At 55.3% G+C, this 14,217-nt stretch carries 15 protein-coding genes; 5 read left to right on the top strand and 10 right to left on the bottom strand.

Annotation, left to right across the window (positions count from 1 at the left end; translation table 11 throughout):
• Positions 1-52 precede the first annotated feature (52 nt).
• The 4 genes from MTX78_RS06015 to MTX78_RS06030 all read right to left on the bottom strand — a co-directional run bounded on the left by MTX78_RS06015 (position 53) and on the right by MTX78_RS06030 (position 4,270).
• The gene (locus tag MTX78_RS06015) at positions 53-592 is read right to left on the bottom strand and encodes a CinA family protein (RefSeq protein ID WP_243800804.1); all 540 of its coding nucleotides are present in this window, start codon (positions 590-592) and stop codon (positions 53-55) included.
• 106 nt (positions 593-698) lie between these two features.
• Positions 699-2,009, bottom strand: coding sequence for an APC family permease (locus MTX78_RS06020; protein WP_243800805.1), 1,311 nt, complete (start codon positions 2,007-2,009; stop codon positions 699-701).
• A gap of 167 nt (positions 2,010-2,176) precedes the next feature.
• A complete protein-coding gene (locus tag MTX78_RS06025) occupies positions 2,177-2,851 on the bottom strand; it encodes a hypothetical protein (RefSeq protein ID WP_243800807.1) in 675 nt (224 codons plus the stop codon).
• Between the two features lie 138 nt (positions 2,852-2,989).
• A complete protein-coding gene (locus tag MTX78_RS06030) occupies positions 2,990-4,270 on the bottom strand; it encodes a metal-dependent hydrolase family protein (RefSeq protein WP_243802822.1) in 1,281 nt (426 codons plus the stop codon).
• 220 nt (positions 4,271-4,490) lie between these two features.
• On the opposite strand from MTX78_RS06030, the gene MTX78_RS06035 reads away from it, so the two are divergent.
• The gene (locus MTX78_RS06035) at positions 4,491-4,742 is read left to right on the top strand and encodes an acyl-CoA-binding protein (protein ID WP_243800808.1); all 252 of its coding nucleotides are present in this window, start codon (positions 4,491-4,493) and stop codon (positions 4,740-4,742) included.
• Positions 4,743-4,857: 115 nt separating this feature from the next.
• On the opposite strand, the gene MTX78_RS06040 is transcribed toward MTX78_RS06035, so the two are convergent.
• On the bottom strand, positions 4,858-5,136 hold the full coding sequence (locus MTX78_RS06040) for a CDGSH iron-sulfur domain-containing protein (RefSeq protein WP_243800809.1): 279 nt from the start codon (positions 5,134-5,136) through the stop codon (positions 4,858-4,860).
• Between the two features lie 116 nt (positions 5,137-5,252).
• On the bottom strand, positions 5,253-5,771 hold the full coding sequence (locus tag MTX78_RS06045; protein ID WP_243800810.1) for a GNAT family N-acetyltransferase: 519 nt from the start codon (positions 5,769-5,771) through the stop codon (positions 5,253-5,255).
• 137 nt (positions 5,772-5,908) lie between these two features.
• Between MTX78_RS06045 and MTX78_RS06050 the strand changes: the two genes are divergently transcribed.
• On the top strand, positions 5,909-6,586 hold the full coding sequence (locus MTX78_RS06050; protein ID WP_243800812.1) for a hypothetical protein: 678 nt from the start codon (positions 5,909-5,911) through the stop codon (positions 6,584-6,586).
• A gap of 104 nt (positions 6,587-6,690) precedes the next feature.
• Here MTX78_RS06050 and MTX78_RS06055 read toward each other — a convergent pair whose 3' ends face one another.
• Positions 6,691-7,173, bottom strand: coding sequence for a hypothetical protein (locus tag MTX78_RS06055; RefSeq protein WP_243800813.1), 483 nt, complete (start codon positions 7,171-7,173; stop codon positions 6,691-6,693).
• Between the two features lie 156 nt (positions 7,174-7,329).
• On the opposite strand from MTX78_RS06055, the gene MTX78_RS06060 reads away from it, so the two are divergent.
• Positions 7,330-7,953, top strand: coding sequence for a deoxynucleoside kinase (locus MTX78_RS06060; protein WP_243800814.1), 624 nt, complete (start codon positions 7,330-7,332; stop codon positions 7,951-7,953).
• A gap of 53 nt (positions 7,954-8,006) precedes the next feature.
• Here MTX78_RS06060 and MTX78_RS06065 read toward each other — a convergent pair whose 3' ends face one another.
• Together MTX78_RS06065 and MTX78_RS06070 are read right to left on the bottom strand one after the other, a co-directional pair.
• Positions 8,007-8,675, bottom strand: coding sequence for a DUF2461 domain-containing protein (locus MTX78_RS06065; protein WP_243800815.1), 669 nt, complete (start codon positions 8,673-8,675; stop codon positions 8,007-8,009).
• Positions 8,676-8,777: 102 nt separating this feature from the next.
• Positions 8,778-9,605 (bottom strand): MOSC domain-containing protein, encoded by an 828-nt coding sequence (locus MTX78_RS06070; protein WP_243800820.1) that lies wholly within the window; start codon positions 9,603-9,605, stop codon positions 8,778-8,780.
• Positions 9,606-10,308: 703 nt separating this feature from the next.
• On the opposite strand from MTX78_RS06070, the gene MTX78_RS06075 reads away from it, so the two are divergent.
• Positions 10,309-10,734: a DUF805 domain-containing protein gene (locus MTX78_RS06075; RefSeq protein ID WP_243800821.1), complete on the top strand. Its 426-nt coding sequence runs from the start codon at positions 10,309-10,311 to the stop codon at positions 10,732-10,734.
• A gap of 108 nt (positions 10,735-10,842) precedes the next feature.
• Here MTX78_RS06075 and MTX78_RS06080 read toward each other — a convergent pair whose 3' ends face one another.
• On the bottom strand, positions 10,843-12,477 hold the full coding sequence (locus MTX78_RS06080) for a S8 family peptidase (RefSeq protein ID WP_243800822.1): 1,635 nt from the start codon (positions 12,475-12,477) through the stop codon (positions 10,843-10,845).
• 1,092 nt (positions 12,478-13,569) lie between these two features.
• Between MTX78_RS06080 and MTX78_RS06085 the strand changes: the two genes are divergently transcribed.
• On the top strand, positions 13,570-14,091 hold the full coding sequence (locus MTX78_RS06085) for a T9SS type A sorting domain-containing protein (protein WP_243800823.1): 522 nt from the start codon (positions 13,570-13,572) through the stop codon (positions 14,089-14,091).
• Positions 14,092-14,217 lie beyond the last annotated feature (126 nt).

Below are 14,217 nucleotides of genomic sequence, written 5' to 3' on the forward strand. Positions count from 1 at the left end.
GCGCAAGTTGACGTTGCCAGAAAACTCGTTAGCAGTACCTAAGTACCTAAGGTTAGCGCTGGCTCTGCTCGATTTTCGTGACAACAGAGTCATTGGCGTGTTGCTCGGCATAATTATCCAGCAACTCGCCCAAGTGCTGGAAGATGAAGTCCACTGCTAGCTGGCGCACTTCGTCGCAGTTGCCTTCAAACTCTTGGCGTAGCTCTTGAGCCCGGCCTTCGTGGAGGATGGTGAAGTACATTGTACCCACCGGCTTCTCCGTTGACTCGGAAGCGCCACCCGCGCACAGGCCCGTTACAGCAACACATACGTCGGCAGTAGGCAGGTGCTTGTGCAGGCCCAGTACCATTTCATTGGTGACTTGCTGGCTTTCGGCCGTGTACATGGCCAGCGTTTCCTTCTTCACGCCCAGCAGGCGCTGCTTGGCCACCGGATGATATGTAACAACCGAGCCCAGCAGAACCTCGCTGCTAGCTTCCGCCTTCACAAACTCCGACGCCAGCAACCCTGCCGTACAACTCTCAGCAAACGCTAAGGTGAGCTTGTATTGCAGAAATTTTTTTACCAGTGCGTTCAGGTCGGATGGTTTCATGATGACGGATAGAGGTCCAAAGTCCTCCCTTTACGCAGCCTTACCCCCTAAGTGTTATAGTTGAGGTGGCTAGATTTAACGTAAAAAGAAGCGCAACGCCATCCTGCTATGGAGTGCGCTTGCGCTTCGATAACTTATACAGCGGATAGCTGCCGACCACTAATCCGGCAGCTAGCAAGGTATTGCCGGGCTCGGCTATAGCATTGCTGATCAAGAAAGTAACGGAAACCAGCAGGGCCAGCCCAGTGGTGTAGGGGTAGCCCCAGACGCGGTAGGGGCGCGGCAGTTCCGGAGCGGTGCGGCGCAACCAAAGCACGGCGCCAAACCCTACCGCATAGTAGCTAACAAACAAAATACTCGTGACGGCCAGCAGCTGCTCGGCGCTACCGGTGGCTAGCAGCACCAGCGTTAGGAGGGTGGCTACCAACAATGCCGGGCGCGGTGTACCTCGCTCATGTACACGCGCTAGTGGCCGAGGCAGGTGACCGTCGCGGCTCAGGGCGAATAGCACCCGCGTAGCCATCAGCAATACCGAATTGAGCACGCCCACGTGCCCTAGTATGGCTACCGCCAACATGGCGCGCCGGCCCCACGCGCCCAATAGCCGAGCTGCCACTTCGGCTAGCGGAAGCTCACTACCCACTAGCTCCCGAAACGGTAGGGCGTGTAGCAAGGCGGCATTCAGCAAGGCATAAGTAAGAATAACAAGGCCCACCCCAACCAGCATGGAGCGAGGTACTGCCTGCGCGGGGTCGTGGTCTTCCTCGGCAAAATAGATGGCCGCGTACCAGCCATCATACGCAAAAATGACAGCTTGAAACGCCACAACCAGCGCCAATGCCCCGGGCCCCGGCAACTTGCTAGGCGCTGAAGTTGCCGCGCTAGGCAGCCACCAACTACCTACCAGCAGCACGGCCAGCGCCAGCGCCATGAGCAAGGCCGTTAGTTCCTGCGCGCGGCTGGCCTCCCGCAAACCGCGCCACTGTATCAGGCCCAGAACTCCCACTGCGGCTGCGGCTATGGTACGCTCATGGCCAGCCAGCGCGGGTACCAGCGCGCCTACGTAGGTGGCCATCATCAAGGCCACCAGTGCTCCAGTTACGCAACTGCTTACCCAGTCGCCCCAACCTACTACTACCGCCGCAAACTCACCGAAAGCTCGGTGGGTATAGCCATACCACCCGCCAGCCTGGGGCAGCATGGCGCCCAGCTCGGCAATAGAATTGGCACCCAGCAGCGCGTAAAATCCACCGGCTAGCCACACCAACAGCACCCCATTGGGAGAGCCTACGGCCTCGGCCACTTCGCGGGGCGAGCGAAGTACACCCGTGCCCGTGGTGCCGCCCACTACCACCGCCAGCCCGAACCCCATGCCCAGCAGGCGCAACAAACGAGACGATTGAGCGGGAGCAGTCAAGTAACAGAGAAAGTAAGGGCCGAGCTATGCATCATGCCATGTATAAGTTCTGCGCAAGGCAACTGATGAACGTACTGCTTGCTGCACCAAGGCACCAAACGGCCCCCAAGACATACGCCTTGGGGGCCGGACAAATGTATTACACCGCAACCCAATAGGGAAGTGGCTTAGTGACCCAACGAAATGCTCATGCCCAACGACACCTCAACTCCGCCCGGACTTATGATATTAATCAGGTCGGACATGCGCTGGGAGGGGCGCAAGCCGTTCACGTATGATATTGGGTCGCCGGTGAAACGGATACCGTACCCCAGAGTGCCCAATAGCCCTACTCGGCCTGGTTGCCAGCGCAAACCCGAACGCAAGTGCAGTATGCCGCTGGGTGCTAGGTTATAGATGGTGCTTTCCTCGGTAGGCATTCCTTCGTCCAAGGTCAGACTTACCTCGTCTATTCGGCCCGAGCGGGATACATTGAGGCCGACGTAAGGAGAAACAGCCTTGGTTAAATTCAGAAAGTGCCGAACTCCTAGCCCAATCTTGCCGCCTACTCCTATGCCCACCCCTGCATTGATATCAGTAGCGGGGCCGATAAGATGCGCATAGCTAACGCCCAGTCCTCCGTAGGGGCCGCCCCACCCCAGTTCCACGCCCAATGAAGAATTGCTGTGGCGGCGCAAATCGGCAGGGCCAGCCGTTTGCAAAGCCGGCGGATTGCTCCGTACCCCCGGGGCAGGCGCCGGAGTAGAGGGCGCCACCGGACGAGTGTTTAGTTCGGTTTGCGCAATGGCAGGCACACCCGCCGCTACAACCAGTAAAGCGGCTAAAACAGTAGAAATTTTCATGCAACTATATTGATAAAGTAAGTGGCAGTGGAAGACTGCTAATTGCAAGCAAGAAGGCTGATATAGTGGGAGTAGGAGGAAGATAACGCCAAACTTCACTTATACATTAGCTTATTTATATGTAAGCAAGCTTCATGCCTACTCTTGCCGATACACCACTCCCTGCTTCATAACAAACCGTACGCGCTGCATCACTTTGATATCTTGGGTTGGGTCGCCGTCCACGGCTACCACATCAGCAAACTTACCGGGTTCCAGCGTGCCGAGGTTGGCGGTTTGGTCGAGCAGTTCGGCTGCCGATACGGTAGCGCTTCGCAAGGCCTCGTAAGCGGGCATGCCGGCTTCCACCATGTACTGAAACTCTAGGGCATTGACCCCGTGCCGGAACACCGCCGCATCCGTCCCGAAGGCTATTTTCACCTTGGCCTTGTACGCCCGCCCAAACGTAGCCTGTAGCTTGGGCCCGATGGCTAGAGCTTTGGGTGTCACCAGGGGCGGATAGTAGTTCGGAATCTTGGCCGAATCGGCTACCGACTTGCCGGCCGTGATGGTGGGCACATACCACGTGCCGTTTTTTACCATCAGCCGCATGGTTTCGTCGTCCATTAGAGTACCGTGCTCGATGCTGTTTACCCCTGCCCGAATAGCGCGCTTCATCCCCTCGGCGCCGTGCGCGTGACAGGCCACACGCAAGCCTAAGTCGTGGGCGGTTTCCACAATGGCCCGTATTTCCTCTTCGGTCATCTGAGGTGCCGAGCCATCTTTGGCCACACTTAGCACGCCGCCCGTACTGGCAATCTTAATCAGGTCGGCGCCGCGCTTGTATTGTTCGCGCACGGCTTGACGGCCTTGGTCGGGGCCGTTTATCACGCCGTCGGCAGGGCCAGGGGTGCCCATCAGGTTCAGGCGGTAGCCATTGGTAGGGTCGCCATGCCCCCCGGTGCCCGATATGATTTTGCCGGCTGTGAAGATGCGCGGCCCCACCACTTGCCCCCGGTTGACGGCGTTACGTAAGGCTACGCTTACGGAGCCGCCTAGGTCGCGCACCGTAGTGAAGCCCGCGAGTAAGGTTTTGCGGGCATGGTCGAGGGCATTGAATGCCAGATCGGCCGGATTTTCGGTAAATGTTTTGAGTTGGTTGTCCTTGCTGGTTTCGCCTTCCAGGTGAACGTGGCAGTCGATGAGGCCGGGCAGCACGGTGCGATTTTTCAGGTCGATGGTTTTGTCGGTAGCACCGCCGTTCTGGTAGCCCTTCTGGACGGCTACCACGCGGCCTTTTTCCACCACTACCGTCATTTCAGTTTGCGCGCGCTCTTGGCGCATATCCAAGAGCCGGCCGCAATGCAAGTAAGTTTTCTGGGCCTGTGCAGTGGGCAGATGCAAGGCAAGCGCTAAAGCAGAGAGTACAAGTGTTTTCAGATGCATGAAAGAGGGTAGTTGAATGCAAGAGGCCAGTGCAGATCCAAGTAAGGGGTTTTCAGTCGAATGCAACTCTTTCACTGCAAATCCAGCCTACAGGGTCGGGTAGCCGGTAGCCAGGCGAGAGCACCCCGCGCCGCCAAATACATGCTGCATGCAGCGTATATTAGGGGCATCCTGCGTACCTTCCGCCCCATTCATCCACTTAGCAAACCACTCTATGGCCACTCCCGAAGAATTTGAAGCTGCCGCCGCTCGCAGCAAAGAACTACCTACTAAACCATCTAATGCCGTACTCCTTCAGCTGTATTCACTCTACAAGCAGGCCTCCGAAGGCGACGTTACGGGCGAGCGTCCTGGTGGCTTCGACTTCAAAGCCATTGCCAAGTACGATGCCTGGAGCAGCCTCAAAGGCAAAAGCGCCGACGAAGCCCGTCAGGAGTACGTAGACCTTGTGACTTCTTTGTTTTAAGCGTCTCTAGCCGCTTTTCATGTTGGCCGCTCGCAACCGTGTCAGCTACCCCAACAAGCATAAAGCCCTGACCTCCGCATGGAGGTCAGGGCTTTATGCTTGTTGGGGTAGCTGCCTACTGAGGCGTGGCGCCCAAGTCGGGGCTGATGGGTGGTGTTACGGGCGGCGTAGCAGGCTTGGGCGCCGGCAGATCAAAGGCTACGGCCGCGTGCTCGAAATGGCCTTTGTGCGAGCCGTCGCAGAACGGTTTCTGGTTGGAGAGGCCGCAGCGGCAGATGCTGATTCGCTCGCGGCCACCCAAGCCATACGGCTGGCCTTGGGCATCAACAAGTTCGATATCAGTACCCTCCACGCGGAGGGAGCCATTGCTAAGGACGGTGAGTTTGGTGGCCATGAGGAGAGGTAAATAAGGTGAAGTGGTGGCTTTGAGTAGGCGAGACAGGCGCAGGCAGTGTGCGAAGTAGGTTGTACGAAAGACGTGGGCCTTGCCGCAATTCCTGCTCTTATCATCTACCGGAGTTCTTTACGCATGATGTAGTCGTTCATCCAGAAGGGGCCAATCGGAATATCTTCTTCCCGGTTTCGGCTGAATCCCTGGCGCTCGTAAAAAGCTAATGCCGGGTTGTGGCGGTTCACGTTCAGCTCCAAGGCGTGCCCTCCCGCCGCGCGGCTAGCTTCTTCTACGGCTGCTATAAGATGTTGGCCTAACCCCTGCCCTTGGTGCGAAGGCAACACGTAGATCTTCTGTAGCTTGAAAATATTGCCCTCAACGGGCAGTTGCGAAAACGACGCAAAGCCAGCCGGCTGGTCTTCGGTGTAGAGCAACAGAAAGGTGTGCTGGTCGGCAGTCATCTGGCGTTGCAGCGAAGCGGGCGTGTAGATGACCCGGTACATGTAATCGATTTGCTCTTTCGAGATGATAAACCGATATGTGGGTTCCCAAGTGGCTTCGGCCAACTCGATGATGGTGGGAATGTCGGCCAGAGCGGCGGGACGGATGGTAATAGCAGCGGGAACAAAAGCAGACATAGGCTGCAAAAACGGCATTTTCCGGGGAAGAACCGAACTTGAGGCCCGATTTCGCCGTTTTGGGCCGGAAATTGCGTGCTCTACGTATAACGCGTCAGTCCCTGGCCGTTGTTAGGTCAATCTCAATTCTCATGCATATGAAACGTCTTGCTCTTTCGGCTTCCGTGCTGCTGGCCGTGTTGGCGCTGGCTCCGGCCGCCCAAGCCCAACAAACCACCACGCAGAAGCCAACCACTCCTTCGAAAACGACCACCACTTCCCAAACGACATCAGCCGTCGAGCAGGATTTGCGCGTTTTCAGCAACTGGGTGAGCGACAAGCTAAGCCGCGCCGAGTCCGAGGTTCGCCGCGAGCTGCCGAAGATTTCCGCCGAATTCGATCGGCAGAGCCAACGTATTGATAAAGGAGTGGATAGCCTCTCGGCGCAAGGAAAGCGCGAATATGGTGACCAGAAAAAGCGCTACAAGGATTGGGCTTCCAAACAGGATAGCCTCAACACCCAGGCCCGGCGCCCCGAAACCGCTCAGCAAACCCAAGACCGTCTGCTAGGCGAGAAAGTGATACTCAGCCGCGCCCGCGCTACCGAGTTGCCTGATTTGTATGGCCGCTTCATAGAAGCCACCCGTGAGCAACGCCGCGACTGGACGGCCACCGACTGGAGCAATGCCGCCGCGGTGCTAGCCAACCTAAATGGCCGCTACGAGCAAGTACGCGAACAGATTCCGCTGGAAAGCCGCATTCGTATTCGTTCGTGGCAAGGTGAATTCCGGACTTTGGAAGCAGCCCGAGATGCTAAAGAGGTGATAAACAAGTAACAACTGTGGTTCAGCATGCCTTGGTAGGCAAGCAGAGCCCGGCTGCCAAAGCAGGAGAGCAGGAAATATGGTATTTCCTGCTCTCCTGCTTTGGCAGCCGGGCTCTACTGGTTTTCAGGCAGTTGCTGCTGTAGCCATACCTGCGCTAGAATAGGATCAAAGAAAACCTGAATAGCCAACCGCTGGCTGGAGCGCGCCACGAATTCCAAAGACGCCAATTGGTTGTTCAAATCGGGTGCAAAAACGTAGGCAAACGCCCGCAGTCCGCTGGCATATGCCTGCGGCAGCCATTCAAACTCCAACCATTCCATAGCCTCCGACCAGTCGCCGGTGGAGCCGTGCTTGTTGTTGAGCAGCAACGGAAACCGAAGTTTCTCCTGAGTTTGGAGCACGACCTTTGCTCCCGCCACCACAGACTCGGCCGTGAGGTTGCCAAACCACTGAACATAAAGCAACTGCTCGGCTGGGTAGTAGAACTGATGCAGCAGCGGCGCGCCATGGGCGTCGAGCAAAACACCCATATCCTGTACTTCAGCAGGGGAAGGTGCAGAATCAGTACGCTTTGGTTTGGGTAGGGAGGCAGACACAACAGCAGACAGTAACAGCACAAAATCCGAACACAGCTATTAATATAGTGAAGATTACATGTAAAAAATCAGGGTTCGGGTCTTGAAACCGGATTCTGTACTTTTGTGGTTCGGGCCAAGCCACGGCGGCCGGCCACGCATTCTTTCTTACGCTGTATGCACATTGCCATCGTCGGCAACATTGGAGCCGGTAAAACCACGCTGGCTAACAAGTTAGCCCATCATTTCAACTGGGAGGTCTTCCTCGAAGACGTTGATCATAACCCCTACCTCAAGGATTTCTATGATGATATGCCCCGTTGGGCTTTTCACTTACAGGTGTATTTCCTGAATAGCCGTTTCAAGCAAACGCAGCGCATCAAAGAAATACAGCGCGCGGGCAAAGGTGTTATTCAGGACCGCACTATCTACGAGGATGCCCACATCTTCGCGGCCAATCTGCATGAGTCGAGCCTGATGACGGAACGGGACTACCAGAACTACATGGGCTTGTTTGAGTCGATGATCAACATGGTGAGCCCGCCCGATTTGCTGCTTTATCTGCGGGCCGACTTGCCCCGTCTTATTCACCAGATTCAGAAGCGCAACCGCGACTACGAAAACAACATTAAGATCGAATACCTCAAAAACCTGAACGGGCACTACGAGCAGTGGATCAGCGGCTACAAGCATGGCAAGCTCCTTATCGTGGACGTAAACCACCTCGACTACGTGCAAAACCCCGAGGACCTCGGAAGCATTATTGAGCGAATTAATAGCACCCTCTTCGGCTTGTTCTAGTGAGTGAGTGGGAGGGTGCAGCTGCGCCCTCCCGCCAGGCATATACTGTTGCTTTACCCCTCGAGTAAGGCTTGGTTGAGAAACTGGACGAGGGGCTGCGCCGCCCGCAAACCCGTTACTACGCGGGCTGCAAAATCAGAACGCAGCACGTCGCTGTCGGAGAAGGTTTGCGCCACCGTGAATTCTTTGAGGCGCAGCCATTCCAGATCGGGGGTGTGCTGGCCGTAGCCGCGGGGCGGGCGTTGCAGCCGCTCGCCCTGCAGGCCAGCGGGGAAGTGATGGTGCAACTTTGGGGCCTCGCGCAGGGCGTGAAACTCGGCCCCGTTGTAGTGAATTTCTTGGCGCACCCGGGTCAAGTTGGCGGTATCCGGTTTCCAGATACCAGCCCCCATCCAGGTATGGCCTTCGGGCTGAACCGCCATGAAGTACCCCGCACACGCAGCGTGTCGACCCCCACGCTTCATTCCTGCACCCATACGCCGCTTGTACGGCTCCGGGTCGCGCTGCGACCGGTCGTTCTTGTTGATGCGGAACATGACATCGGTAGGGGTGAGGCCCCGCAACTCCGGCTCGAACTGCTGCAGCCCGGCTAGCACCTCTGCTACCAGCGCCGTGTAAATTGCCCGCGCCCGGTGGTAATCTGCTCGGTGCTCGTCCATCCAGGCTTTGTGGTTGTTGGCGGCCAGGTTGCGCAGAAAGTCAAGCAGAAAAGCACGTTCCATAAGGGTGAGGCAGAAGTAGGGTGGAGCAGGAGAGGAGCCTGTAGCAAGTAGCCGTAGCTGCGTACCGCTACGGCTAACATTGTTGCTTCGGTTATCTATTGACTACGGCTTCACGCTAAGTAGCTCAACGGTATCCCCAACGCGTAGCTGCCCACGGCCCGAAACGGTTAGGTTCTGGCCAAACATCACCTTGCCGCCTATGGTACGGTAGCTGGCCAGGGTACGCAGCGGTTCGCCATGGGCGCTTTTCAACGCCGTTTGCTGGTTGACAGTGGTCATTACGCAGCGTCCGCAGGCCCGCACCGCCCGAAACGTGACGTCGCCAATCTGGAACTGCTCCCAGGTGTCTTCGCCGAAGGCTGGCCCACCGCTAACCACGAGGTTGGGCCGAAACCGGTCCATCAATACAGACTCTGTGAGACGGCCATTCAAGTCATCGAGCGAGCTTTGGCCGATGAGCAAGAACGGATATTCATCGGCGAAGCTCAGCAGCTGGCCCTCGGGGTTTAGTTCCGGCTCCACGTCGCGCCGCACCATATCCGACATGTACACCAGCCGGCACACTTTACCTAGGGCTTCCGTTAGCCATTCATCGGCTTCGGGAGTTCCTCGCCACGCAAACACCATGTCGTCCCAGATGGTAACAAACAGTGTCCGTTCCGGGGTGGCTTCAAACGGAATGTAAAGCGGCAGCAAATCGGGCCGTTGAGCGTGAGTTAGGAGAAAGCCGTTGTAAGCTGGTGCCAAACGCAGCAACGCCATGGCCGGGTTTTGGCGCTGCGTCAGGAACTGGTTGCGTTCATCAACGAGCAGCCAGCGTCGGTCGTGGCGAAGGCCGCGCCGCTCGGTGGTACTCTCACTGAGCCGGATGCCGCCCAGCGACTTGATAGGGTAGATATAGAGGTCTTGCAGAGTCAAGGAGGCAGTCATGCCACGAAGGTAAGAGGAGTGCGCCGATGGACACTGCTACATAGCTGCCGAAACCAGTTTGGCAGTGTTCTTACCAAGCACGTCCAACGCAGAGCGGATTACTGGTAAAGTCTAAGATGCAGAGTTGAAGAACGGTTCTTTTACCAAAACGGGAAAAAGTGTTGAATAAAGCAAACAGGCACGCTCATGATAGAGTATAAAATACTTATAAAGTTATATATAATGTGCGTATAAAAATAAGTCAAAAACGAAGTTGGCATCGTAAGTAGTTGGCTGCAGCATAACCGAAGGCTAGCGCACAAATTTCGAGGCAAAGAGGCACCATGCAGAGTCGTTACACTAGTTGTTGCGCAAGTAACCGATGAAGAAACTGGAAACAATGAAGCCGGTGCCTTTCAATGTGTTACCCATAAAGGTTTGGCCGTAAGTAAAATAGAGATTTACTGCATTGCTACTCAACTGCAACGTCTGATTTGATTATCACCGGAAGTGGAATCCAAAGTAAAGCCACTGCTTAAAAACTGATTGCGTACAGCTGAGTTTGCTGTATTGCGGTTATCGTAAAAAGTGCTATTATGCATGTGTCCTACACGAGCAACTTCCAACCGTTAAGGATACTTCTATACTAAAGTGGCTTGGCATTTGGAGCTAACTAGCTGATTTAACTCTACCGGATTACATAGTCTATATAGCGCTTTTACTTATGGAGCAGTTCGCACTCATCCGAGGCCGCCTTGGCCGCCTAGCTTATGGCACGCAGCTAGCTGTACTGCTGGCTCCGTTATATATAGTGCACCCATTAGCAGCCCCTTCTCACTGGTGGTATTTGGTGCTGGCTACGCTGCTGGTTATTGTGTGCACGGGTCTGGCTGCATTGCTTGCCGTGCGTCGTTTGCACGATATAGGGGTGAGCGGCTGGTACGCCCTCGTTCTGCTAGTACCAGTGCTCAACTTGCCCGGCTTGCTATTGCTGCTGTTGTTGCCTAGCAAGCCAGGACAAAACAGGTGGGGAATGGCTCCGCTTCAGCAGGTTCGCTCCACCGCCTTGCGCTTCCACCCAAGTAGGTTTCGGCTGGTGCTGCCGCGCCATGTCAAGCTGGGCCGGGTTCAGGCACGTAGTGCTTCCTGAAAGGCACCGCAAGTAGCCGCAACGGCCTAATGAAAAATAGTGCGTCCAGCAAAACGCCCGACAGCCATATGACTGTCGGGCGTTTTGCTAAAGGATAAAACCAGATGGCTACGGAGTTTGACGAGCTGCTAGCTGTACTGCTTGGTAGAGGTTCACTAAACCACCCGTGCTGGATAGCTCTGCGAAGTCCACCTCTTTCTTGGTGCCCGGCATCAGTACCTTGGTGTGATACACCACTGCCGACTGTAGAATGATGCGCTTCATGTCTTCGGCGGTGAGTTTCGGGAAGTATGATTTCAGCACGGCTGCAATACCAGTCACTACTGGCGAGGCCATGCTCGTGCCGCTTTTGTTGCCGTATTCCTGGCCTGGCAGCGTGGAGTATATCTGGTGCCCAGGAGCAAACACGTCCACGTTTTTCTTGCCGTAGTTGGAGAATTCGGCCACCATTTGGTTGTCGTTCAAGCGGGCAGTGGCTCCCACCGTTATCATGTTGGGAATGCGCTTGCCGCTGAGGTACACCGGCGACGGAAATTCCACGTTGGTATCGATGTCCTGGCTTTCGTTGCCCGCTGAATGCACCAGGAGCACGCCTTTCTTTTCGGCATACTGAATGGCTTCTTCCACGGCCGCGCGCTGGGGAGAGTAGTATTTGCCGAAGCTCATGTTGATGATGCTCGCCCCGTTGTCAACGGCGTACCGAATGGCGTTGGCCACGTCTTTGTCGCGCTCATCGCCGTTGGGTACCGCCCGCACCGCCATCAGGCGTACGTTGTTGGCTATGCCCAGAATGCCCAGGGTGTTGGTGCGGTCGGCCCCGATGATGCCCGCCACGTGCGTGCCATGGGAAGGGTCGGGGCCATGTACGTCGCGGTTGCCATACAGGCGGTCAGCCACATTGTTGGGGTCGTCGCCAATGATGGTAGCCCGCGGGTTATAGGTTGGATTGAGGCTGTAGTCTAGCAAGCTCTTGCTTTGGTCCATGCCTTCTTTCATGTCCTTGAGCACCGTCTCGAGGTCAGGGTAGCCCGATGACCGCAGGTTGGTATCCAGACTAAGCACGGCGCGCAACAGGTTGGGGTCGGTGGGGCGCAGGCGGTGCAGCGTGGCCGTATCCAGGCGCGGCACGTTCAGCGCTTGCCGAAGGTTTTCGGCTCCCGCCTCTGTCAGACGGTAGTTTTCGCTTAGCGATTCGTACTGCGTGGTGTTTTCCGCAATTTTGCTGGCTTGGCTGCTCTTTACTTTTTGGTACAAGTCGTACTCGGCCCGCTTGGCGGTGGGAACAGCTGTGCGGCTTTTGCCTTCGTAGAGCGGCTTGAGCTTGGCGAGCATGCGCGTGTCCTCGTAGGTTTCCACGTCCACGTTGCGGCCGTCTTTGCCACCCAAGAAATTCCAGCCGTGCACGTCGTCCACGTAGCCGTTTTTGTCGTCGTCCTGACCATTGCCGGCTATTTCGCGGGAGTTGGTCCAGAGCAGCCGCTTCAGGTCGGTGTGCGCCGTATCGATGCCGGCATCAATAATGGCCACTACTACGGGAGTGGAGGTGCGGCTTTTCAATAGCTCGTTGTAAGTGCGTTGGGCACTTACCCCCATCACCTTGTCGGTGGTAGGGTCGAGGTGAAACCACTGCTGCACGGGCACAACGGGGGAAGCACCCGGTACCACGTTCTGAGCGACGCCAGTGAAAGGCAACAAAATGGCCAGGCCGAAACCACGCAGCCGAGAAGAAATAAGTAATGACATCAGAAAAAAGTAGCAGTTGGAAAGCGCAAGTACGGACGATAACAAAATCTAGTCCGCATAATTCAGGCTTTGCCGCGCAAGGTAGAAAAACAAGTTCAGCGTTACTGACGCAAACTTTCCGCAGCAGGACGCATGGCCGCTACCAGACCAGCCAAAAGGGAGCTAGCGTGTGGTATTATCTTAATTTTAAATACTCCAACTTTTTCTGGGAAGCCTACTACAGGGCCTGATTTTGCGTAGCTTTGTGGCACTGAACTAACAGTAAATAGGGCTCTTCTGGCTTGAGCGGTGTTGGAATGTGTAGAGTAAGGGCACAAAATACCTTAAGTGTCGGCTTGCTTTCTACTTCATCAGCCACCTGATGCTAGGATACAGCCCGTGTTTTGCCTCGCCACTTTCACTTCCTACCAATTTTCTATGAGAACGACTTTACCCATTTCTACCACTCCCCATTCCTTACCCGCGCTCAATCGTAAGTTTTGGATACTGCTGCTCTTGGTTGTCTTGCTGTTGCCTACTCAGCTGTTAGCTAGTTCTGGTATTTACGAAGCCTTTATTATTCTAAATGCCAAGAACACACGTTCTATCTACTACGACTTAAATCCCCAAACTGACACGCCTAACACGGATTTCATAGGATTGAATTTTGGTACTTTCAGTACAGATGAAACGTTTCTCCTGAAAGGCGCTGAAGTAAAAACGTATAAGAATAGCGGTTGTGATGTTACTAATGCTCGAATAAAATATCTGGTTTACCCAACTGGCCAACGGGATGGTACGCCAATCTGTGATGTAACCCTGCCTTTTGGCACAGACTTAGGAGGCGGTAACCAAGTATGGACTGCTACTGAAAGCAGTGTAGACTTGGTAAGAGGCCAGCAGCCAGGGAGCTATGTTCTTGAAGTTTATATAGAGTCGGACTATCAAGGCTGTGGCAATGGGACAAATTATTACAGCAATAACGGAGCGAACTATGTTGCCTTCTTCAACATCACGCAAGGGACTACTATAGTAGACCCAGCTACAGCAAGTTGCCCGCGTCCTCTTCCTGTTACACTTGTTAACTTCGATGCTAAACGCCAAGATTCCAATGTGCAGCTGAGCTGGGAAACTGCCTCCGAGCAGGACAGCCGTGGGTACGAAGTACAGGTATCAACCGACAGCCGTACGTTCCGGAGCTTGCAGTTTGTACCAAGCCAAACCGAAGGTAGCAGCGTTCAGCGCCGCAAATACACCTACCTTGACACTGAAGCAGGCAAAACAGGTGTGCGCTACTACCGCTTACGGCAGGAAGACTTCGATGGCAAGGAAGTCTACTATGGACCCCAAGTGGTCAGCTTCGGTAAGGCAAACGCATTGGCAGCACTAACTGCCGCGCCCAATCCTTTCAGCAGCGGCCTGACGTTGACCCTGTCTGCGCAGGAAGGTAACCGCTCCGGTACCGTAGCAGTAACGGACATGCTAGGACGTACGGTGTTCAACCAGCCTTTGCTCGTGAATGCCGGCACCAGCCAAATTGAACTGCCCGAACTGAGTGGTCTGCCCAAAGGCTTATATCACCTACGCCTAAGCCTCAACGGGGAGCAACAAGCAGTGAAGCTCCTAAAAGAATAAATCCATCTTACTTACAAAAAAAGTCCTCCCTACCAGGAGGACTTTTTTGTGTGAAATGGTGTGCCCTTAAGTGTAGCACAAAGGCTTTGCTTAGCGCTGCCAGGTAGGCAGCGCGGCTGAGCTCAT

This window comes from Hymenobacter tibetensis (genome assembly GCF_022827545.1).
GTDB classification, from domain to species: Bacteria; Bacteroidota; Bacteroidia; order Cytophagales; family Hymenobacteraceae; genus Hymenobacter; species Hymenobacter tibetensis.